The following is a 22,768-nucleotide window of genomic DNA, read 5'->3' on the forward strand; positions in this document are numbered from 1 at the left end:
TGACCATGCGCCTAACTTATAGGCTTTGCGTTAATTGTTCAAAAGTTTCTGCGTTGTGCTTGAGTTCTCCGAGTAAAGGCGCAGCTAATAATCGCTCTAACGTTGCCAAGTTCTCGGCGTAACAAGACATCATCGGGTCGATTTGATTCGCTACCCAACCAACAACGTCTAAGCCCCTACTCTGAATCGCTTCGAAGGTTAATAAAGCGTGACTAATGCACCCTAAACGCATTCCGACAACCAGAATAACTTTCGCGTTCAAAGGCTTGATTAAATCTGCGAAACTTTCGCTTTCATTGAGAGGAACTAAAAACCCGCCGGCGCCTTCGATTAACGCCACTTGAATATCTTGTTGCTGCGCTAATGAGCGATTTACCGTCTCAACAACCTCAATAACGCTCGGTGGTCGCTCCGCCGCTAGGTGTGGCGCGATTGGCTGTTCAAAACAAAATGGATTGATAGAGGCATATTCTTGTTGAACTGGATTGACGGCCATAATTGCTCGAGCATCATCATTCTGCCATTGTTGATCAATCCATTCTGCACCGGCCGCAATGGGTTTAAAGCCCATCGCCACGGTTCCATGTTGATTCAAATACTTTATTAATCGAGTAGTTACAAAAGTTTTACCGACTTCTGTATCGGTACCAGTAATAAAATAACGACGTAACATGTGGCTAGACTCTTTTTATTTTGCTTTTCCGAATGTTTTGCTTTACCGAAACTAAGACAGAGAAATGGGATAAGTATCACTCGCTACCGTCGCCGAGGCTTGTGCCCCCCAGGCGTGCCCAAACAAAGCTTCATAAGTTACCGGATAACTCGATTGCGAAGCTTTTATCGCGTCATAAGCTTTGACTAATGATTGCCATTGCCCCTTGCTCATCAATCCCGTAGAGCGTCCACCGTTTAGGCTATTAGCACCAATACCTTTCAAGTCTTTGAGAATGCCTTTGACCGTTTCATACTCGAACGTCAACGCTTCTCGATCCATGACCGGCTGGTAGAGACCACTCGATAACATAGCATCGCCGACATGGTGCATATCAAGAAAGTCATTCACATGTTGCCGTTGATCAACCCTAGAAAACGCGAGCTTTAACTCTTGCAAAGTGTCTGGACCTAGCGTCGAAAATAATAAGAGCCCGCTCGGTTTTAACACGCGAGAAAATTCCGTCATGGTCTTTTTTAGATCGAAACTCCATTGAAGCGACAAATTCGAAAAAAGTAAATCAACCGACTGATCAGAAAAAGGCAGCCTATCCATATCAGCTAATTCATACTGACACTTGCCAAACCAGCCATTATGATTTTTTGCCTGTGTTAACATGCCTGGAGCAATATCAACACCGCATACTCGCGCCCGTGAAAATCGTTTTTTCAACTTACGAGTAAACCAACCTGTGCCACATCCGATATCAACAATACACTCAGGTTTGATCTTCATCAGATCCAATCGCTCAAAAAGACGATCACCTATCTCTCGTTGCACAAAAGCGTACTCATCGTAAGTGCTCGCTGCCTTTGAAAAATTAGCTGCAATTTGATGCTTATCGATCATTCATCTGCTCACCGTGTTGCAAAAACACTTTCAGTTCGTGACAAAAATCTGTCGGGTGCGATAGAAATGGCGCGTGACTCGCTTTTCGGAAAACGGATTCTTCGCTACTCGGACTTAATTGCCCAATCTGTTGTGCCGCTTTGACGGGAACAAGTCCGTCTAAACGCCCATAAACTCTCAACCAAGGATGCGATATATCAGCGGCTTTATCACGCAAATCCGTTTGGTTAAGAATATTCAAACCGCCTCGCAACGCTTTAAGAGACGGCTGGCCATGAATAAACACGGACTCTTTCAAGCGCTGAATATCTTCTTTTTGTGTTGGACTGCCCATCGTTTGAATGGCCAAAAAACAATACACTCAGGTTTGATCTTCATCAGATCCAATCGCTCAAAAAGACGATCACCTATCTCTCGTTGCACAAAAGCGTACTCATCGTAAGTGCTCGCTGCCTTTGAAAAATTAGCTGCAATTTGATGCTTATCGATCATTCATCAGCCTCGCCGTGTTGCAAAAACACTTTCAGTTGGTGACAAAAATCTGTCGGGTGCGATAGAAATGGCGCGTGACTCGCTTTTCGGAAAACGGATTCTTCGCTACTCGGACTTAATTGCCCAATCTGTTGTGCCGCTTTGACGGGAACAAGTCCGTCTAAACGCCCATAAACTCTCAACCAAGGATGCGATATATCAGCGGCTTTATCACGCAAATCCGTTTGGTTAAGAATATTCAAACCGCCTCGCAGCGCTTTAAGAGACGGCTGGCCATGAATAAACACGGACTCTTTCAAGCGCTGAATATCTTCTTTTTGTGTTGGACTGCCCATCGTTTGAATGGCCAAAAATCGGATTAGCGTACTCTCATAATCTTCATCTAACATTGTCATAAAATTATTCATGACCTCAGATTTCATGGCAAAAGGCCAATCATCGGCTTGCGTAAAGCGCAAGTTGCTGGCGACCGTCACTAGTTTATCGACTCGATGCGGAGCATGCAGAGAAATTGCCGACGCAATTAGACCTCCTAGAGACCATCCTAAGTAATGGGCATTATCTGGGGCGACAGACAGCACTTGTTCGATAACTCGCTCTAAAGAATATTCACCATTGGGTAATGGGCTGCGGCCAAAACCAGGTAAATCAATATTCGTGATTCGAAAGTGCTCACTCAGCTCTGGATATAACGACTCAAAAATTCCACCGTGAATCCCCCAACCATGAAGTAACACAAGATTAGGGCCTTGACCCAGCTGTTCAAAAAACGGTTGCATTGGTAAGAAGGTTACCTCTCTAGTCTTTGTTCTTTGCGATCAGTTTTGCCAGCGTCGTCACTAGCTGCTTGATTTGCGGCTCTGTGTGCTCGCGCGTAATGGTGATACGTAGCCGACATTGATTTTGAGGTACGGTTGGAGGACGAATAACGCCGACCCAAAAGCCTTGTTGTCGCAACTTTTCACCCAAGGTCAAGCAACTGGATTCATCGCCTACCAACAGGGGTTGTATCGCAGAGGTTGATGGCATCAACGGCAACCCTTCACTCTCGGCAGCATAACGAAAGTAAGCTATATTTTGCTGCAACTGCGTCAACCATTGCGGATGATCACTCAAGCTCTCGATCGCAACGAGCGTCGTCAGTGCAGCCACAGGTGACAGCGCGGTGGTATAGACATAAGGCCGTGCGAACTGCTGTAACGCATCGATAACCACAGCGGAACCCGCTACAAATGCCCCAGCGCTACCAAGCGCTTTGCCAAACGTCCCCATTAATATCAATTGCTCAGAATGGTCTTGCCACAATCCTTCGGTTACCCCAACACCACGATGACCGACAACACCAAAGCCATGAGCATCGTCAACAATTAACGTTTTATTGTTCATTTCCGGCATTGCTAAATATTGAGCAACATTTGCACTGTCGCCATCCATACTGAAAACACCATCGGTTACCACGCCGGTAAGCCGAAACTCGCCGCGTAATTGTTGTCGTAATGACTCATTGTCAAGGTGTCGAAAGCGACGATGCGTGGCGTCAGAAAATCGCCCAGCATCGATCAATGACGCATGGTTTAATTTGTCTTGTACGATGAGGTCAGCGCGTTCGAACAGCGTCGTCAACAAAGCTAGATTGGCCATGTATCCACAAGAAAAAAGCATGACTCTGGGAGCACCAATAAAGTTCTGTAATCTTTCGCACAGTGCTTCATGCTCTTCACTGTGGCCACAGATTAAATGCGAAGCCCCCGATCCCAACCCAGTGTACGAAAGTTGTTGCTGCACTTTCGCAATCAAAGACGGGTTACCGGCTAAATTTAAGTAGTCGTTGCTACTAAAATTTAGTAATGCTTGCCCGGCAACGGTAACTTGAGTTCCTTGCAAGCCACTGCGCGTTGCTACTTGCCGATATTGTTGCTGTGCGTGCCTTTGTTGTAAGCGCTGCTGTAATACCTGAGATAATGAATGACTCACTCAATGCTCTCTTTAACACGGTTTAATGACCGATCTGACATCACACCGAAGCATGCTATACAGCAGCGTTGGTGAAGCGAACACCACCGATCTGATCGCTCTCTGGTAATACGGATGGAACCGGCTCTTGCTCAACCTCACTACGCTGCTCAGGACGAATGCCCAAACGCTCAAACAAGGCGACATCGTCATTTTGTTGAGGATTGGCGGTTGTCAGTAATTTTTCGCCATAAAAAATAGAGTTTGCACCAGCCATAAAACACAAGGCTTGCGTTTCATCACTCATGTCTTCACGACCCGCCGATAATCGAACATAAGAATGCGGGAGCATGATTCTAGCGGTAGCGATCATTCGCACAAACTCAATTTCATCGAGCTTCTCCACATCCGCTAGCGGCGTTCCAGCAACCGCAACAAGCATATTAATCGGCACACTTTGCGGGTGCTCTGGCATATTCGCCAACTCCATGAGTAGCCCATATCGATCAGAAGCTTGTTCACCCATACCGATAATGCCGCCACTGCATACATTGATACCAGCGTCTCTTACATTTTGTAGGGTATCTAGACGATCTCGATAGCTTCGCGTCGTAATGATTTTATCGTAGTATTCCTGCGACGTATCGAGGTTGTGATTGTAATAATCTAAGCCGGCATCTTTTAATTGCTGAGCTTGATCCTCATCGAGCATGCCAAGCGTAACGCAGGTTTCGAGACCAAGCGCTTTCACGCCTTTGATCATTTCAAGCACCACAGGAAAGTCTTTACCACGTGGCGAACGCCAAGCCGCGCCCATGCAAAAACGTGTTGCGCCGGTTTCTTTCGCCTTCTTGGCATTACTCAAAACTTCTTCAAGAGCCATTAACTGCTCTTTACTGAGACCCGTATTGTAATGACCACTTTGCGGACAATAGGCGCAGTCTTCAGGACAAGCACCGGTTTTAATACTGAGCAGTGTTGACGTTTGCACTTCGTTCGGATTAAAGAAACGGCGATGAACCGATTGAGCATAAAAAATTAAGTCATTGAAAGGTAAGTTAAATATCTCTTTAACCTCAGCGAGGCTCCAATCGTGACGAATCACAGGTTGTTGTACATACTGTTCGATGTTCATCGGTAAATTTCCCAATCTAGATATCCCTCGAAGTTTAAAACCTCAATCGCTTGAGTCAATCGTGATAACCGTCAATGCATTATAATCGAGAAGAAAGGTTAACAAGTGAGCATTTATTGACCATCTTAAACTTTTCAGAACAAGCTATTCAGAAATTAACGCGTTAAAACAGCCATTGCGCGAGAAAGAAAATACCCAACGAGAAAAAGGACACAATGGTCAGCTTAACTCCATTTTTGAGCTGCCGCTGTTGCCAAAAAATACACATCAGAGCAGCAAAAAAGAATGACAGGCTGGTTAAGCATAGCAACACCAATACCCACCAAAGTTCCAAAAGTCCGCTCGCGACCCAATTATTTAGCCAAACTGGCGGTTTCCCAATGATCACTATGATCAGTCGATAAGCAACCGCGAGAAGAGTAAAGAGCAACAAGGTGATTCCCACCAAGTTGCCCAGCTGTTTTATTCGATACTCCACACTCGATCCTTTCCCATTACTCGACTCAATCGGTGGCGTTAGCTGACACCGAGATCGTCTATTAGCCATTGTTAGACGTTGGCCAATTTTTAACACTAAGACACCTAACCACTTTACCATAGACTTTGTATGTCGCTGAGAAGTTATCCATTTATGCAGGCGCTGCTGCCGCCAAGCAGTTGTGCGCTATGTCATCAAGCAATAACCAGCCGACGTTGGCTCTGCACGGCTTGCCATTCGTCACTTCCACAAGATAGGAGACACTGCTTATCTTGCTCGGCTCCAATAATAAACCGACATCAACAAACGCAGGAGTCACGGTGTGGGCAATGCCTGATCAGCCCACCTTCGATTGACCGGTTGATAAGCGTGTTTGAATACGACTACCCTATTGATTGGTGGATAACTCAGTTTAAATTTCAACAAAATACTCGACTGGCCTCTTGGTTCGGTTTTCAAATTTTTCAAAAAATCATCTGCGACTCAGGGGTTAATGTCGACTGCTTGATTCCTATTCCCTTGCATTCAAAACGCTTAAAAATGCGCGGATTCAATCAATCTCAATTACTTGCCCGAAATTTGGCGAAACGTTTAAACCTGCCGTATCGCTTAACTTCAGTAAAACGAATTAAACCTACTCAAGCTCAATCAGGTTTATCTGAAAATGCTCGCCGACGTAATCTAAATCAAGCCTTCTCGATCGTCGAGGCGGTCGCCCCGCGCATTGCACTAATCGACGACGTTTATACCACAGGAAGTACCGTCAACTCCTTGGCCAAAGCATTTAAAGCAGCAGGATGCCGCTATGTTGAAGCCTGGGTAATTGCTCAAGCTCCGCGCAAGCGCTAGCAGCAAAGACTTAGGGATCGACGGGTTATCTGTTACCATAGCGCCAGATTTTTCTGTTGAGAATTCACGTGACCCAAAGCGAACGCTACCGACATATTTGGTCCATTGCCCTACCCATCATCGGTGGCATGATGTCGCAGAACATTTTAAATTTAGTTGATGCTGCAATGGTTGGCCACTTGGGGACCGCGCAGCTTGCAGCCGTGGGCCTTGCGAGTTTTATTAATTTTGTCGCTGCGGCTGCATTTATGGGTCTCTCTGCGGGAGTCCAAGCAATGGTTTCGCGCCGCATGGGAGAAGGACGAAAACAGGAGGCCGCCAATCCGCTCAATGGTGCACTAATTACCATCTTAGTGATTGCAACGCCGGTATCGATTGCATTGATACTGAGTGCCGAAACGCTTCTGCAATGGCTAAACTCAGACCCAGAAGTTGTAGCCTATGGCAGTGAATATCTGCAAGTCCGTTTAGCAGCAATCATGTTCGTTGGCATGAACTTCTGTTTTCGCGGTTACTGGAGCGCCATAAAACGCACGGGCTTCTATTTGCGCACGCTACTTATCGTACACACGCTAAACATCCTCTTGAATTATGTGTTGATCTTCGGACGTTGGGGAATGCCTGAGCTGGGAGTGCAAGGCGCAGGGTTAGGGACTGCGATTGCGATGATGACTGGCACGCTCATTTATACGTACCTCGCGCTCAAACATACCCGAGACTTTGGCTTTGGATTGCATTTACCAAAACGTGAAACCTTAGCCACCGTCATTCGAATCTCGATACCGTCTTCAATACAACAGCTGTTCTTTGCACTCGGATTTACCACGTTATTTTGGATCGTCGGTCAGGTCGGAACTCAAGAACTGGCAGCAGCCAACGTCTTAACGAACCTCACCCTCGTTGCCATTCTCCCCTGCATTGCATTTGGAATTTCTTCTGCGACACTTGTTGGCCATGCATTGGGTGAAGAAAAACCACAAGACGCTTATCGTTGGGCTTGGGATACCGTTAAGATTGCCATGTTGGTGGTGTTTGTTATCGGCTTGCCAATGATATTTGTTCCTCACGCCATCCTAAGCTTATTTTTACACCAACCAGAGGCATTAAATGTGGCCGTCTTGCCTCTAAGATTGGTGGGACTCGGCATTATGATTGATGCTATTGGCTTGGTTTTAATGAACTCATTACAAGGTGCCGGCGCCACTAAAACGACCTTGTCTGTGTCACTGATTATGCAATGGCTTATATTTTTGCCCCTCGCTTATCTTGCGGGCCCCGTCGCTGGTTGGGGCCTTACTGCCATTTGGGTGATACAGTTTGTATACCGCGCTATTCAAGCCGCCATATACGCTTGGATTTGGAATAAACGCCAGTGGACGCTTATAAAACTATGACGCAATCAGCTAATGACTCGGCAACCAATGCCGCATTTTATCAACTGGATCCCGATACTCTGCTGGATGCTTTAGAGAGTATTGGCGTCATGGCAGAAGCAGCGCTATTACCGTTAAACAGCTATGAAAACCGGGTCTATCAATGCCGTACGGAAGATGGTGAAAAATTTGTGGTAAAGTTCTATCGTCCACAGCGCTGGAGTGAGCAACAGATCCTTGAAGAACATCAGTTTAGTCTCGAGCTGGCTGACGACGATATCCCTGTGGTGGCTCCCTCTCTCATCAATGGAACAACGCTACATCGTTATCACGGCTTTCGGTTTGCTATTTTCGCTAATCGGGGTGGTCGAACACCAAATTTAGACGACTTCGATACCTTAACTTGGCTTGGTCGATTTATCGCGCGTATTCACACCCGTGGCAGTGCACAGCCTTACCAACATCGACTGAGCATTTCAGTGGACAGTTACTGCCGCGAGCCCTATCAATTTTTGGTCGATCAACAATTCATTCCTGACAGTCTTAAGGTTTCAATGGACAGTGTATGTCAGCCCTTGATCGATCTTTGCGAGCAACGTATGAGCTGCTGGTCAGATATCGAGTGGTTACGTATTCATGGTGATTGCCATCCTTCGAATGTCATGTGGACACCTGATGGTCCACATTTTGTCGATTTAGATGACTCGAGAATGGGGCCTGCGGTACAAGACCTATGGATGCTCATTACCGGCGATGAAGAAACTCGAACTCAACAGCGCAATGCCTTGCTCGACGGCTATGAAGAGTTTCGAGAGTTCGACGACCGTGAACTCCATTTAATTGAACCCCTGCGCGCCTTACGCATGATTCATTACATGGGATGGTTGGCCAATCGCTGGGATGATCCAAGTTTTAAACACAACTTTCCTTGGTTCAACACTCAGCGCTACTGGGAAGATCAGCTGCTTAACCTAAAAGAGCAACTAGGAACTCTACAAAATGAGCCAACGCCACAACCTTGGAATTAAATTTTTTGAGTCACCCATGTTCGTTAAGATTGATTATGAGAACCATCACACATGGGCTGCTTTTTTGACGACTTACAACCACAAAAAAAGACTTTGCGGCTGGCTTCAGCAACAAACTTCACCGGGGTAATTCCGGTGTCTTTATGTGAGCCATCACAAAATGGTTGTCGGCTGCTTTTTCCGCAAGCACACCAAAAATAACTTTTTCCCTCTTCAACTTCTACTGCAAACGGGCCATCACTTGCTCTGACTGGATCCACCATAGCTTTTTCTGCCTCTTGATATTTTGAACGATATTTTATCGACGTAAAAGGTGTATCTGCAGTATGGCAGTCGCCATGAATAAACTCAAAAAAAAGCCCCTCGAAAGGGGCAACACAGTCAGACTCGTTATATTATTATCGTTATAAAATTAGCGTTATAAAGACCACTGTTAAGCGTTTTAAAATCTCTTACTAAACTATTTACTGTCCACTAGAAGCATTACTGGGAGCAAACTCAGGGTAGGCTTCTAATCCACAGTCCACCACATCTAAACCAACATACTCTTCTTCTTCAGTCACTCGAATGCCCATGGTGATCTTAAGTAGGAACCAAACGATAAATGACGTGATAAACACCCAAGCGAAAATCACCGCCAAACCAATTAACTGAGTCCAAAAACTGACTCCTTCACCGTCATTGGTTAAAGGCACCGCCAGTACACCAAAGATCCCAACGGTTCCGTGAACCGATATGGCTCCAACCGGGTCATCGATTTTTACTTTATCAAGCAACGAGACAGATACGCTTGCAATCACACCACCAGCTGCACCAATCAAAGTCGCGATTTCTGGCGTTGGCGTTAGAGGCTCTGCCGTAATCGCCACTAATCCTGCAAGTGCACCATTTAATATCAGCGTTAGATCGGCCTTTTTGTATAAGATTTTTGTGTAAATAAATACCGCAATAACTCCACCGGTGGCAGCGGCATTGGTATTAACAAATATTCGAGCAACCGCATTTGCATTTTCAACGTCCGATAAAAGAAGTTGCGATCCACCATTGAAGCCAAACCATCCGAGCCAAAGAATAAAGGTACCTAAGGTCGCCATTGGCAAGTTCGCTCCTGGAATACCTTTCGCATTTCCTTTAGCGTCGTATTTTCCGCGACGCGGGCCAAGTAAAATGACACCCGCCAACGCCGCTGCTGCGCCAGCCATATGCACCACCGCAGAGCCGGCAAAATCTTGGAAGCCCATTTTATGTAGAAAACCGCTTCCCCATTTCCAGTAACCTTCAACCGGATAAATAAAACCCGTCAGAACAATACAAAACACCAGAAAAGCCGTTAATTTCATGCGCTCAGCAACGGCACCAGAAACAATGGACATTGCCGTCGCGACAAACACAACTTGGAAGAAAAAGTCAGAGTATAACGAGTGGTTCGCTTTACCCGCCGCGACATCGTCAGCACTGTTTTCTAACCCAAGCAAAGCGCCGAAATTCGGCATGATTCCACCTTCAGGACTTGAGTACATAATCGCGTATCCGAATAACAAATACATCGTACAAGCGATAGCAAACAGCGCCACATTCTTCGCTAAAATTTCAGTGGTATTCTTTGATCGAACCAACCCAGCCTCGAGCATTGCAAAGCCAGCAGCCATCCACATAACTAAGGCACCTGATACCAGAAAATAAAAGGTGTCTAACGCATACTTTAATTCATTCATTATTATTATCCCCTATGCTAAATCGCTTCTTCGCCGACTTCTCCAGTTCTTATTCTCACGACATTTTCTAAGTTATAAACAAAGACTTTGCCGTCGCCTATTTTGCCGGTTTTGGAGTGCTCTAAGATTGCTTCAACGATCTCATCGACTTTGTCATCGGGTACTGCAACTTCGATTTTTACTTTAGGTAAAAAATCAACGGTGTACTCCGCGCCACGGTACAACTCGGTATGCCCGCGTTGACGACCAAATCCTTTCACTTCGGTTACCGTTAAACCCGATATACCCGCATCGTTTAAAGCGATACGGACACTATCGAGCTTGAACGGCTTAACGATTGCCGCCACTAGTTTCATATCAGTCCCCTTTAATTTAATTGTTTCATTATTTGTCTATCGGGGTCTTTGCAGGCATTGTGCCAACTTCACTTTCCGCTAACTTTCGCCGAAGATTGTTAATTTTCGAGCATAAATGCACCCTATTTGTGCAAAAGTAACCGTTGGTTGGTAGGGTAAGATTCAAAAAAGTGCAGGATTTAGGTTTCGACATTCTATGGCATAATGCGCGCCTTTCTTTTTCAATCATGACGGCGAATTTCAATGGCGAAAGTTCTACTAGCAGGATTTGGTAAATTAGCGCGTGCACTGGCGCCGGTGTTAATTGAGCAAGGCCATCATGTTATTGGATTAGCACGCAGCAACATTACCGTCTCTGGTGTCGCTAGCATTCAATGGGATTTAGCAGAGCCACCACAAAGCTTCCTAGACTCAGAAAGGGCAACCGAACTCTCTCATTTAGATTATGTTGTGGTCACCCTATCACCGGATGAAATATCTGATGATGCATATCGACGTGCCTATGTCGATGCGACAAGCAATCTGTTAGCTATTTTACAAGCGCAAGAATTATCCCCGAAAATTATTTATGTCTCTTCGACCCGCGTCTATGCTCATAATGACGGTGAATGGGTTGATGAGTCATCACCTACCTTACCGACGACAAGCAAAGGTCAAAGTTTGTTAGAGGCTGAGCAACTGATACGTCAACAAAGCAGCGACAATATTGTGGTTCGTTTTTCCGGTATTTACGGTAGCGAGCGTAACTACTTTAAAAAACGCGTCGAAGCAGGCATTAAAATTCAAAAACGACCCGCTCAATTCAGCAATCGCATTCACCAAGAAGACTGTATTGGTGTACTCAATTTTCTAATCGCTCAATTTGAGAAAGGTGCTAGGTTGGATCCTTTGTTACTGGCCAGTGACGATGATCCGGCGCCCTTATTGGAGGTTGCTAATCATATTGCGCAAAACTTCAATTACCCAAAGCCAACAATCATCATTAACGATGGCGACTTGGCTCCGGTGGGAAAACGTTGTCGCAACGATAAACTGAAGTCTCTCGGATATCGCTTTCGATACCCGAGTTTTCGCGATGGCTACCAGGCGTAATCTAATTACGCCTCGAGTTTCTAATCCGGCCTATCTCCATTGAGCCACACTTGCTCGATCCATTGCCAAAGAGATTCCCACTCTTGTTCAGCAATTTCGCCATCGAGCCAATACTGAACTTCTCCTTCTTGAGTCACGGCAAAGTAGCCGCCTCGATATTCACAGACGGGTATTAAATAGCGAGGTAAACCTAGATCCCAAGCGGTTGCAGCAACCTCAGGCAGATAAGTATGAAGCTGCGGATCACTCACTGTCACCGGTTCAAGGCTTCCATAAACCACATCACTCAGCGACAGTAAATACTCTTTGAATTCGACTGGAAGCGGAATCAGAATTTGCTCTTCAATCTCAACCAATAGATCTAGATCGGGCAAACTGACTGAGCCAAATCGATCTTCATTGCGACTGCGCAAATCATCGACAATATCATTCATTACTAGCACACTCCTGCGTCAGTTCACTGACGGCTTTCTGTAATTGTTCAGTTAACGACTTTTGACCATTTACGCCAAATTCTACTGCTAGTTCTTCCAAAGACTTCACTTGCCAATAATAAGCGATCAATAGCGATAGCGCGTGACGTTGAGGACCACTTAATTGCTTTTTTAGAAGTGTTCGAGTGAGTAACCCTTCAATATCGCTGACCACTTCAGCACTCCCTAACACTCCTTGGCTAAACTGCTCTAAACGTTGCCAATCAACGAGCTTTTGCAGTGTTTGGTTATGCCCTACTTCAGGTTTTACAGCACTCGTATCGAGGCACTCTGTAGAAATCACTGAGTCATCGTTCCCTCGTCGATGTAATAGAAAAACACACTCCATCGCAGATAAACCTCGCAGCTGTCGCCGCAATAATAGCTGCGTATGTGAATAAAACTCAGATACGACTTGATCGATCGCACTAACCCTTTGCACTGAGCGCAGCATAATTAAGCTGTGACACCCACTGACTTTATCTTTTTTCAGGCCGACACGAGCGGCAGTAAATTGGGCTCGGCTCCAGAACTTAAACACATCGATAGACATTGCAAAACTGGTGCTGACAAACGCTTGATGCAATTGCGAGGCGTGATCACAAATGGATTCAATAAGCTGTGAACCTAAGCCTTGTCGTCGACGCTCTTCTAATACTGCGATGCGTTGAATTCGCCAGCTCGCCGCTTCCGCTAGCGCTCTCTGCTGGCAATGAAAGGCCAAAGACTGAGCGACCAAATGTCCGCGCACTCTCCGTTGTCCATTAATGATTCCTTGAATCAATGAAGGCTCCAAAGCGCCTTCTTGTAAAACCACCGCAACCGCTTGTACCTGATTGTTGGCTCCAAGAATACAAAAGCAGTGCCGCGATGGATGATCCATTAATTGACGTAAATCATCGGGCGTTGTTTGGTAATGTGAGTCGACCAATAATGCAAAAGCCGAATGGAGTAAGTTGTCTGGAAGCGTTTCGCCTGGCTTAAACCAGCATAGTTCTTGCGACTCTCGTTGCGAAGTATGGTTAATTTCTTCTGCTGCCGCGGAGCTATCATTAGCCTCGAGACATGCTGCCTCAACTTTAGCCAAAGATTCAGAACCCAAAACATCACCACTGGTCGAGGTTATGGCATGGCTTCGCAGCATTAATAATTCATCGATCCAAGACTCTAAAATATCTCCTGCGTGCCAGCGTATCGGTTGCTCTAGATGAAGTAACCGGCTTTGCGGTGCTGCTTGTTTGAGGTGAGGTAAAAAACGCAGTTTAAATCCTCGGCCATTGCCCTCATAACCATGAATGGTGGTTGCAAATACCAGTCGATTGCTCCGCTCGAGCAACTGCGCAAGCATTGAGGTCGGTATCGCCGCCGCTTCATCAATTAAGATTCCGTCGGCCGGCTTTCCAGCAACGGTTAAACTTCCTGACCGCAAACGCTTCACAACCTCATCGACGGGATAGAAACACAGATGCGAATGCCATTGCGATGTCGCCGTTTTCTGAAACCAAGACTCTACTTGTGCAACACTAGCACGACTCGGCCCTGTTACGACCAGTCGTTTTCCGGTATCCGAAATTAGCTCGGCAGCCGCCAACCCCATTGCCGAGCTTTTTCCTCGTCCTCGATCAGCGGTTAATACCAGATGACGCTTCGCATGTCCGCGAAAAACCTGAGCGACCGCCGCTACGGCATCTGCTTGAGATGGCTGATTAATGACGTTTCGCGAGGTCGGGCTATGAGACTGTCCTTTCGCCTTAAAAGCATCGGTCAATTGTTGCAGTAATAACTGTGAGCGCTTAATTTCCGTTAACGCGGCACTCTCTTGTATCCCACTCTTTGCCAGCATCAACTTTAACACCTCAGGCCGACCACAAAAGGATTCGACACGTCGCATGAAATGACTGCCTGTCTGCAAAGATTGGCCAAAAAGACGATGTTCTTCTCGTTGAGTCAACTGACTCCACATGCCAGAGGGTGGCGCTATCAACATCAAAAAGCCGCCGGCAGTGACCATTCCGGCAACGGCTGCAAGTAGATTCGCTCGGAGCGACTCTCGCCCATCGAGAATCACAAAGTCGTACTCTTTACCCAATAACGAAAAAGCCTCTTTGGGCGACTCAAGAGTTAACTTTGATTCAAAATATTGATCAGCATTGTCAATAACATTGGGTGTCACCAACAAGCCTCTAGCATTCGCATCAAAAATCGATAATACGGGTTCTAGTTCAGTAAGCAGCTGGCTAAGGTCTAAAGGCTGCCCCTCAGCACACCGTTCATCAATGACCAAGATCGGTAAACGAAAACCTAGCTCGGTCAGCTGTTCTCGTAATAATGTGAGTGATTCGAACAATGCCATTTAAAAATCATACGGATGTAGGTCAGCGCTTTATAGCATATTTTTATCAGGTCGTATTGGCTAGAAAGGCGGTAGTTCGTTTAAAATAGTGACTATCATCGCCCGTGTCGCTTGCCAACAGTGCTTAGCTAGGCCTAAACCAAGGATAATTTAATTTATGAATGACGCCGTTGAGGTGCATCGCGCTACCTTAAATGATATTGAGATCTTAGCTCCCATGTTCAGCGAATATCGTCAGTTTTACCGTCAGCCGGCTGATATTGATGCCTGCGCACAGTTTTTAAGCGAACGCTTTAAACACGAAGAGTCTTTAGCTTTTATCGCGACAATAAACCATCAAGCGGTTGGGTTCATTCACTTATACCCTGGCTTTTCATCGGTTTACCTAAAGCCGATATGGACGATGAATGATTTATTTGTACGATCAATTGCGCGCCGTAAAGGTGTCGGTTTCGCATTGCTCGATGCAGCCAAAAAAATGGCATTAGACTCTGGTGCCATCTTGCTTAAGTTGTCCACCGAGCAGCGTAACATGGCCGCGCAAAAAGTGTATGAATCGAAAGGCTACCGGCGCGACAATACATTCCATCACTACATTTTGCCGTTGAAAGAAAATTTGTGACAGAAGCCTCTTATCTTCGAGGCTTCTGTATCCTGTTGAACGAACAGCCTTGCTAAGCAGGTGGTCCTTTTTGCAAAGCTCGCTTAATGCCTTTGATCGCCTGACGGGTTCTATGTTCGTTCTCAATCAAAGCGATGCGCACATGTTCATCGCCATACTCACCAAATCCGACACCCGGAGATACCGCCACTTTAGCTTCTTGCAACAACCACTTAGAAAACTCAAGTGACCCCATATGGCGAAAGGCTTCAGGAATTTTAGCCCAAACAAACATGGTGGCCTTGGGCTTTTCAACAGGCCAACCAATGCGCGTTAACCCGTCACACAGAACGTCTCGGCGACCTTGGTAGCGTAGTCGAATCTCTTCAACACAATCTTGCGGGCCTTCAAGCGCGTGTATTGCGGCCACCTGCATCGGTGTAAATATTCCATAATCTAAATAGGATTTTAGCCTCGCAAGTGCATGAATAAGTGTTGGATTGCCGCAACAGAACCCAAGTCGCCATCCTGGCATATTGTAAGCTTTCGACAAGGAATAGAACTCCACCGCCACATCTTTTGCGCCAGGAACTTGAAATATTGATGGAGCCTTGTAGCCATCGAAAACGATGTCGGCATACGCTAAGTCTTGCACCACCCAAATATTGTGTTCTTTGGCCAGAGCAACGACTCGTTCAAAAAAGGACAAGTCGACCGTATCGGTTGTAGGATTCGCAGGAAAATTCAGCAATAACATCTTGGGTTTTGGCCAGGTCATCCGCAACGTTTGTTCCACCGCGGCAAAGAACTCTTCGCGATTCGTCGCGGGTACATGCAAAATATCGGCACCTGCGATCACAAAACCGTAGGGATGAATCGGATAAGCGGGGTTAGGCACAATCACCGAATCGCCTCGCTCCATCGTTGCGAGTGCTAAATGCGCGAGGCCTTCTTTTGAGCCAATGGTAACAATGGCTTCTGTTTCTGGGTCTAACTCAACCTGATAGTTGCGCTGATACCAATGACAAATAGCTTGACGCAGCCGAGGGATGCCTTTTGACTGTGAATAACGATGCGTTCTTGGATCTTGGGCTGCTTCGACCATTTTATCAACAATATGCTGCGGTGTAGGTTGATCAGGATTGCCCATACTCAGGTCAATAATATCCTCTCCGCGGGCTCGTGCAGCCTGCTTAAGCTCCCCAATAACATTAAATACATAGGGTGGTAAGCGCTTGATTCGGCTGAATTCTTCCGTCATGAGTCGTTTCCATTAAGTTAAATTGAATAGGATTTGGCATGGTCACCAAGAATTAACCATTATCTCGGCTTCAGGCCGTTTAATTAAATAGCTTTTGGTTACAAGTAAACCTTTTTACCCCTCAATCGTTGTATTTTTTATGGGTTCAGTCAAGGTTCAGTTTACTTTTCTTAAACTGTGCTCAACACTGAAAAAACGAGGACAAGCCGATGAAATATTCAGCACTGATACTCACCAGCTTATTGAGCATAATAATGCTGCAGCCAGCAGCGGAAGCTCGTGACAATGACCGAAGAGACAGCAATGCTCGCTCATCTCACAGCTCATCAAAGGCAGACCGATCGTCGCAGCGCCGCGAAGCGACTCATCAACGTGGAGGCCGAGAAGCCCGCCACAGTAACAACCGAGCTAACACGACTCCGAGAAATCATCGTGACAGTCGCTCTAATGTAACTCGAGACAATCGACGTTCGAACCATGTCGACTCGAATAATCGAAGTGGTCCAAAAAACCAGATTCATACGACTGCGCGCGATAACCGCAACACCAGCCATGGTCGCGACAGCTCGGTTAAAAACCGTCATAACCGAGACAACCAAGTGCGTGATAGCCACTCTCGTAATCGCCACGCAACCAATCAACACCGACGCGAATGGCGCAGAGATCACCAAACTAATTTGCGTGATAAATACCGACATTACGATAACCGACGCCACAGCTGGCATCGTCAACACTTAACCGACTGGCGTAAAAAGTATCGACATGCGAGTCATTATCGAAACTACCATCGACATGGCTATTACTATCGCCCATATCGCAACCACTATGTGCGAATTTACAATCAATATCCAGTGTGGGTGTATGACTATTACTACGATTATTTAGATGTTCATTACCATGACCACTACTGTCCACATTGGCATTATCGTGCAGACTGGGAAGACATCGCATTTGGAATTATCGTCGGTGCACTGTTATTTGATTAACAAAAGTTAACGGGTACCATACCAGCTCTTCGAACGGTCAAGTCCTAGAAGAGCGGTTGGTCGTCGACAAACCCACTTGCAAAGGATGATCACTAACATCGTCAAAGTTACATCCAGTACAACCGAAGTTGTTAGATTGAGACATTTTTTAAAAGAGTATTGGTAGCCCCAGCCCCTTGGCCGTTCTCGTTGGTTTTCCAGCTTGACGGCCCTTTTATTTCTTTGTCGCTTTTACGGTTGTGGCTACTCTCTGTTTCACGTTCACCCGTGAAAAAAGTAACAACCAAGACCAGAGAGTAGCCCACTTTCAAGAGCGGTCAATACGCTTCCAAGCTATCGATTCAAAGTTACCGCTTCTAAGTCAGTCCTTTAGCGCCAAACAAACTGAGTATTACACACGCGTTGATAAAGCTCTGCTAGTAGTTCATCTGCCTGTTGTTGGTCTAAAAATCGAATAGACACCGTATGACGTGAGAGATCCAACCCCGCCACATCCACTTGAATCTTCGCCATACGATTTCGGCGATCAAAGAAAGTTTCAATCCTTTGAATATTCTGAATTTTATTCAACGGGATAAATGAGTGATAACGCGTAAGCCAACCACTTTTATAGACCAGAGTATCCTTAGTAAAACCGTAACGCATTGCCGCTACCGTTTTTCGCGAGTATAAGATGATGAACGGTAGCAAAGCGAAACCTAATAAAGACCAATATTGGAATTTAAACCAAGACAGACCGATTAAAATAATCAAGATACCGCTGTACAGACGCAATAAACGTAACCATCCCCGCTGGGCCACACCATGCCATTGATCCGTCGTTTGTGAGATGTGCGGTTGAACATCGGCGATGAAAGATTCGGTGTCTTCTGTTGCCAAAATAGGTGCGAGCCAACGAGCTGAATTTTCTTGTTGCTGTTGATGATTAACGTTACCTCCCGCGGTTGCAATTCTAATAGCTACGCGATTAAACCAGCGGTGCAACACGCCTTCTACAATGGATAACATTTGAATACGTTGTAAAGGAATGGTTGCATGACGTTGTGTTAATAAGCCAAATTTTAATTTCAATTGACCCGTTTGACGTTGTAAATCAAAACCAAAATAAGTCACGATCATAAAGATGATTGAAAGCACTCGAATCGCCACAAAAAAGGCGATGGCACCAAAGAATATCATTAACGTAACCATCACCGGATGATCAAGTCCCCAACTGATTTGCTCCATCCAAGGATTAAGCCAGTCTTCGACTTTGTTAAAAAACTTCTCCAGTGTACGAGTTTGCCCAAGAATACCAAACGCGAAAGCGACCACCACCATTCCTTTGTTTGAAATAATGCCCGCCTTGACTAGCTCTAAAATATCCAACTGCAATATGCTATGTCCCAGTGACTCGTCATGATTTGTCTGAGGCTCTTCTTTTTTACTCGCGGCGGATGAAAGCGATGTCTCCTTTTGCTTCGCGGCTCGGATATATTCATTCATTTCCTCCACCGCGCTCATCGCTACAACTCGCATGGTTGCTTCAGGCTTTCCACCGCTCGCAGACTCCAGCTCCAATTCAGCGACCCCTAACAAACGATGTAAAGGATTTCGAGACAAGTTAACATTTTGGATGCGGTCGTACTTAACGTGCCTAATATTTTTAAATAAAACACCTTCACGTATAACAATTTCGTTCGGTTGCAAGTGGTAGCGATAAACAACATATTGAACGATGGCAAATAAAATGGCAGGAACAACAACGATGCCACCGATGAGTTCGTAGGAATCACTTCCACCAGCAACTAAAGCAATCAACACGGGTACGAAAAAGCTCTTCACCATCGCAATGACAATGAACAGCCACGACATTGGATGCAACTTTCTCTCAGCAGTCGGTAAATCACTGCTGGTTTTCTCAGACTCATGCGTAGGGCCCTCAAATGAATCAGGGCGCTGATCGGTAGAATTATTCGGAGTTGGTTGATTCATATCGACACCTAGACCGCGTCTGATTCATCTTGATTGAGCAGTTGGTCGCGAATAAATTCTGCTGTTTTCGGAGGAAGACCAATAAGATGGACAGAAGCATTGATCGTCCCTGCCGTATGAACAATTAATTCTGATATATTAAAGTTTCGCTGCAATGGGCCTTGCGCTACATCAATATGTTGAACTCGACTGCGCGGTACTGCGTATTGTTTTCGAATAAAAATACCTCGGTAAATAAACAAACCTTGTTCTTCAAATCGCCACCATGAGTGTTGATATGCGCGCTTTGGTAAATAAAATACAAACCAAAACACAACAATCGCCACGCCAAGAATAAATACAAGAAACATCCACCAACTTGGCCAAGTCTTGTTTGCAATCAAAGCGATACTTGTCCCTATCAACGCTAAAATAACAAGAAACACACTACGGATAATCCCAACAACCTTAAAATAAGATAACGTCTTTTCCGCTAGAGGCTGGTCATCACGAAACATCGCCTCAGTTAAAATGGTTTCATTTGTCTCATTCATCAGTGTGCTATCCTAAAAAAATCTCTGGTTTTCCGTTGCTTACCCTCGATTTGCGATCATCCAAACTAAATCTAGAAAACGGCGCAATATTCAAGTGTAAATCAAAAAAGGGGCATACAGCCCCAGTCTTATCTTTAGTGCAATTATTACAACGATTTTTACATTCCAATCGGTGAACCTGGCGGTAACTGCGGTTCATGCCATGAATCAACTTGCGTTGTATCCTTCATTAGCTCAACCAATGCAACTAAGAATCCATATTGCTCATCGCTCTGCCGCGTACGGCCAATCGTATGGTCAAGCCAACGACTAATGGTCGCTCGCTCGGCCGTGATCGCTGCCTTGGTTTCCATGGGTAATTGCGGATCGGCGACCAAGCCATTCAGTCGCATTAAGTAGCTTTGTGCAACTCGCATTTGAATCATTTGCTCCATTGACTCATCATAAGTTGACTCAAGCACCTGTTTAGAAATTTCTCTCAACACAGTTTTAGCCGTTAAGTTCTCGGTCATGCTTTGTTGAGCTAAACGTGTCAGTCGAGCGTCATTCAGCAAATAATTCAAAGTGTGAGCCGCACTCGCTTGAGCCGCAGACAAGGGATCGAACGCTGGGCCAGTCTTCCCCTGAAAGCTTTCTCTAGTTCGATAATAGCCATAGGCTTTTGGAGGGATTAAAGCGAGAATATGCGGCTCTAGCTTTAATTGGTGCGGGCTTAACGTTTGCAGTAGCTGCGTCAGCGCAGCCTTTTGTTCACCCGCTGGAACACTGGTATACACCAAACTTTGCTCACCTTTGACCGCATAATTGTAGTATCGACCACCCAGTAACTTAGCGGTGGCTTCAACTTGATAACGATGCAAGTTATAGATAGGAACAAGTACCTCTTCAATCTGAGAAAATGGTGTACCGTCAGGAATGACGTTCTGATTAAAGTTAGCTAACGCAATGCTTCGAACTTCGAGAATTCTCTTTAACTCTTCTGCGGCATTGTTTCCGTTATCCCAAAGATGGGCGGTTGCATGCAGTCCCGACACCGGGCGCGCATCTTGATCACTAATAAAATCTAATTTCAACTCGCGAGACGTTTGCAAAATTTTTGATAGCTCAGTTGCTTCGTCTTGCAAAAATTCCGAGTAACCATAGCGCACAACCTGCTTGTCCCATACACCAATACCCTCGGCATAGGCGTCTTTCAGCGACAAGGATTTTTGCTCAACCGAAATCATCGGATGCGGGTAATCCATCACCGATGCTCGCTCATTAGCGCTTGCAGCAAAGTTATGAGCAATGCCTAACGTATGGCCAATCTCATGAGCCGACAGCTGACGAATTCTCGCCAATGCCATGGCTTGCTGCTCAACTTGATCTTGGTCTTTTCCAAAAGGCGCCGTGAGCCCCTGAGCAATCATCAAATCTTGACGAACTCGTAGCGACCCTAGAGTAACATGACCTTTTAAAATCTCTTGCGTTCGCGGATCAGTTATCGCAGCGCCATAAGACCAACCACGCGTCGCTCGATGCACCCAAAGAATAACATTGTAACGAATATCCATTGGGTCTATGTCGGCTGGCAATTCCTTTACTTGAAAAGCATTTTTATACCCCGCCGCAGTAAAGGCATCATTCCACCAGATTGCACCATCAATCAACGCTTGTTTAATCGGCTGCGGCGCACCTGAATCGACGTAATAAATAATCGGTTCAACCGGCTCACTTAGAGCTTGCTCCGGATGCTTTTTCTGGAGCCGATGGCGAGGGATATAACGCTGCTCTATGCTCTCCGTGATCGGAACAGAATAATCACTAAACTGACGAGACCAAAAACCAGAATAAGGATGGAATTTTCTCGGCTGATATCCTTGTTCAGGTAAGGCAATCCAAGACGTTCTTTGGCGAAGAGTAAATGCTCGTTCATCAGGAACAACACTTTGTAAATGAGATCCGGCTTCGCCTCCTTGAAAGGTGATTATGGCTTGCAACTCTGTGTTGCGAGGAAACGCTTTTTGCACGTTGGGATCAATACTCGATAGCTCTTTCGATAATTGATAACGTCCCTGCTTTCGTTCTGCCAAACGTTCAGCAACGCCCATATGATCTTGCAATAAAAATGGAGTTGCATCGATTAGAAAGGCTTTAGAGTTTGTCGCAACAATATCAAAACCAGCTAAGGTTGACTCAGCAAAGGCTTCTTGCATGGCTTGCTGCTCAGCCGGATTGTCTGAGCTTGCACGGTAAGCTAAGTTCTTCTCAACTAGAAAAACTCGAGTGCCGACCTTGCGAAAAAAAACCAGTTTTGATCCACCTTGCAAGCCCCGGTCGAGACCTATATCGTTTGATCCCAACCCAAACGGCAAACTGGTTGCGAAAATAAAATCACCGAGTTGCTTGGGTACCGCTAAAAAGCTCTTGCCTTGCTCTTTGTCGATATAAACATCAATAAAGCCAGGTTGATGTTGCATTTTTTGTGTGAACGACGAAATGTCTTGTGCCGTTGTCCAACAAGAAAACAGCAGCAAGCTCCAACAAACCAGTTGTTTCATTCTTTAACCCTAATC

22 protein-coding genes are annotated in these 22,768 nt (G+C 45.7%); 6 read left to right on the plus strand and 16 right to left on the minus strand.

The window, feature by feature from the left end; all coding sequences use genetic code 11:
* Positions 1–16 precede the first annotated feature (16 nt).
* The 7 genes from bioD to Q9312_RS09795 all read right to left on the minus strand — a co-directional run bounded on the left by bioD (position 17) and on the right by Q9312_RS09795 (position 5,715).
* Positions 17–673, minus strand: a complete 657-nt coding sequence (gene bioD / locus Q9312_RS09765) for a dethiobiotin synthase (RefSeq protein ID WP_309204441.1) — start codon at positions 671–673, stop codon at positions 17–19.
* A 51-nt stretch (positions 674–724) separates the two neighbouring features.
* Entirely contained in the window at positions 725–1,561 is an 837-nt protein-coding gene (gene bioC, locus Q9312_RS09770) for a malonyl-ACP O-methyltransferase BioC (RefSeq protein ID WP_309204442.1), read from the minus strand.
* Positions 1,551–1,922, minus strand: coding sequence for an alpha/beta fold hydrolase (locus Q9312_RS09775; RefSeq protein ID WP_309204443.1), 372 nt, complete (start codon positions 1,920–1,922; stop codon positions 1,551–1,553). Before Q9312_RS09775 ends, bioC begins: the two co-directional genes overlap by 11 nt.
* A 127-nt stretch (positions 1,923–2,049) precedes the next feature.
* On the minus strand, positions 2,050–2,832 hold the full coding sequence (bioH, locus tag Q9312_RS09780; protein ID WP_309204444.1) for a pimeloyl-ACP methyl ester esterase BioH: 783 nt from the start codon (positions 2,830–2,832) through the stop codon (positions 2,050–2,052).
* Between the two features lie 19 nt (positions 2,833–2,851).
* Positions 2,852–4,027, minus strand: coding sequence for an aminotransferase class I/II-fold pyridoxal phosphate-dependent enzyme (locus Q9312_RS09785; RefSeq protein ID WP_309204445.1), 1,176 nt, complete (start codon positions 4,025–4,027; stop codon positions 2,852–2,854).
* A gap of 55 nt (positions 4,028–4,082) precedes the next feature.
* Positions 4,083–5,141 carry a biotin synthase BioB gene (bioB, locus tag Q9312_RS09790; protein ID WP_353961558.1) on the minus strand — a complete coding sequence of 353 codons (1,059 nt, stop codon included), beginning with the start codon at positions 5,139–5,141 and terminating at the stop codon, positions 4,083–4,085.
* Positions 5,142–5,304: 163 nt separating this feature from the next.
* The gene (locus Q9312_RS09795; protein WP_309204446.1) at positions 5,305–5,715 is read right to left on the minus strand and encodes a hypothetical protein; all 411 of its coding nucleotides are present in this window, start codon (positions 5,713–5,715) and stop codon (positions 5,305–5,307) included.
* A gap of 33 nt (positions 5,716–5,748) precedes the next feature.
* Between Q9312_RS09795 and Q9312_RS09800 the strand changes: the two genes are divergently transcribed.
* The 3 genes from Q9312_RS09800 to Q9312_RS09810 all read left to right on the plus strand — a co-directional run bounded on the left by Q9312_RS09800 (position 5,749) and on the right by Q9312_RS09810 (position 8,869).
* A complete protein-coding gene (locus tag Q9312_RS09800) occupies positions 5,749–6,468 on the plus strand; it encodes a ComF family protein (protein ID WP_309204447.1) in 720 nt (239 codons plus the stop codon).
* Between the two features lie 68 nt (positions 6,469–6,536).
* A complete protein-coding gene (locus Q9312_RS09805; protein WP_309204448.1) occupies positions 6,537–7,862 on the plus strand; it encodes an MATE family efflux transporter in 1,326 nt (441 codons plus the stop codon).
* Positions 7,859–8,869 (plus strand): serine/threonine protein kinase, encoded by a 1,011-nt coding sequence (locus Q9312_RS09810; protein ID WP_309204449.1) that lies wholly within the window; start codon positions 7,859–7,861, stop codon positions 8,867–8,869. The genes Q9312_RS09805 and Q9312_RS09810 overlap by 4 nt, the downstream gene beginning before the upstream one ends.
* A 23-nt stretch (positions 8,870–8,892) precedes the next feature.
* Here Q9312_RS09810 and Q9312_RS09815 read toward each other — a convergent pair whose 3' ends face one another.
* From Q9312_RS09815 to Q9312_RS09825, 3 genes are all read right to left on the minus strand, one after another.
* Positions 8,893–9,132: a CDGSH iron-sulfur domain-containing protein gene (locus Q9312_RS09815; RefSeq protein WP_309204450.1), complete on the minus strand. Its 240-nt coding sequence runs from the start codon at positions 9,130–9,132 to the stop codon at positions 8,893–8,895.
* A gap of 201 nt (positions 9,133–9,333) precedes the next feature.
* A complete protein-coding gene (locus Q9312_RS09820) occupies positions 9,334–10,584 on the minus strand; it encodes an ammonium transporter (RefSeq protein ID WP_309204451.1) in 1,251 nt (416 codons plus the stop codon).
* Between the two features lie 17 nt (positions 10,585–10,601).
* The gene (locus Q9312_RS09825) at positions 10,602–10,940 is read right to left on the minus strand and encodes a P-II family nitrogen regulator (protein ID WP_309204452.1); all 339 of its coding nucleotides are present in this window, start codon (positions 10,938–10,940) and stop codon (positions 10,602–10,604) included.
* Between the two features lie 243 nt (positions 10,941–11,183).
* Here Q9312_RS09825 and Q9312_RS09830 point away from each other — a divergent pair, with 243 nt between their 5' ends.
* The gene (locus Q9312_RS09830) at positions 11,184–12,032 is read left to right on the plus strand and encodes a sugar nucleotide-binding protein (protein WP_309204453.1); all 849 of its coding nucleotides are present in this window, start codon (positions 11,184–11,186) and stop codon (positions 12,030–12,032) included.
* Between the two features lie 20 nt (positions 12,033–12,052).
* Here the strand turns inward: Q9312_RS09830 and Q9312_RS09835 are convergent, their stop codons facing one another.
* Together Q9312_RS09835 and Q9312_RS09840 are read right to left on the minus strand one after the other, a co-directional pair.
* Positions 12,053–12,466: an SMI1/KNR4 family protein gene (locus Q9312_RS09835; RefSeq protein WP_309204454.1), complete on the minus strand. Its 414-nt coding sequence runs from the start codon at positions 12,464–12,466 to the stop codon at positions 12,053–12,055.
* Positions 12,459–14,858 carry a GNAT family N-acetyltransferase gene (locus Q9312_RS09840; RefSeq protein ID WP_309204456.1) on the minus strand — a complete coding sequence of 800 codons (2,400 nt, stop codon included), beginning with the start codon at positions 14,856–14,858 and terminating at the stop codon, positions 12,459–12,461. Before Q9312_RS09840 ends, Q9312_RS09835 begins: the two co-directional genes overlap by 8 nt.
* A 157-nt stretch (positions 14,859–15,015) precedes the next feature.
* On the opposite strand from Q9312_RS09840, the gene Q9312_RS09845 reads away from it, so the two are divergent.
* The gene (locus tag Q9312_RS09845) at positions 15,016–15,480 is read left to right on the plus strand and encodes a GNAT family N-acetyltransferase (RefSeq protein WP_309204457.1); all 465 of its coding nucleotides are present in this window, start codon (positions 15,016–15,018) and stop codon (positions 15,478–15,480) included.
* A 52-nt stretch (positions 15,481–15,532) separates the two neighbouring features.
* On the opposite strand, the gene alaC is transcribed toward Q9312_RS09845, so the two are convergent.
* The gene (gene alaC / locus Q9312_RS09850; RefSeq protein WP_309204459.1) at positions 15,533–16,720 is read right to left on the minus strand and encodes an alanine transaminase; all 1,188 of its coding nucleotides are present in this window, start codon (positions 16,718–16,720) and stop codon (positions 15,533–15,535) included.
* A 209-nt stretch (positions 16,721–16,929) separates the two neighbouring features.
* Here alaC and Q9312_RS09855 point away from each other — a divergent pair, with 209 nt between their 5' ends.
* A complete protein-coding gene (locus Q9312_RS09855; RefSeq protein ID WP_309204460.1) occupies positions 16,930–17,706 on the plus strand; it encodes a hypothetical protein in 777 nt (258 codons plus the stop codon).
* A gap of 369 nt (positions 17,707–18,075) precedes the next feature.
* Here Q9312_RS09855 and Q9312_RS09860 read toward each other — a convergent pair whose 3' ends face one another.
* From Q9312_RS09860 to Q9312_RS09870, 3 genes are all read right to left on the minus strand, one after another.
* Positions 18,076–19,680 (minus strand): PH domain-containing protein, encoded by a 1,605-nt coding sequence (locus Q9312_RS09860; protein ID WP_309204461.1) that lies wholly within the window; start codon positions 19,678–19,680, stop codon positions 18,076–18,078.
* Positions 19,681–19,688: 8 nt separating this feature from the next.
* The gene (locus tag Q9312_RS09865; RefSeq protein ID WP_309204462.1) at positions 19,689–20,213 is read right to left on the minus strand and encodes a PH domain-containing protein; all 525 of its coding nucleotides are present in this window, start codon (positions 20,211–20,213) and stop codon (positions 19,689–19,691) included.
* Positions 20,214–20,371: 158 nt separating this feature from the next.
* Complete coding sequence (locus Q9312_RS09870) at positions 20,372–22,753, minus strand: zinc-dependent metalloprotease (RefSeq protein ID WP_309204463.1); 2,382 nt, start codon at positions 22,751–22,753, stop codon at positions 20,372–20,374.
* Positions 22,754–22,768: the final 15 nt, after the last annotated feature.

The organism is Pleionea litopenaei, from assembly GCF_031198435.1.
Classification (GTDB): domain Bacteria; phylum Pseudomonadota; class Gammaproteobacteria; order Enterobacterales; family Kangiellaceae; genus Pleionea; species Pleionea litopenaei.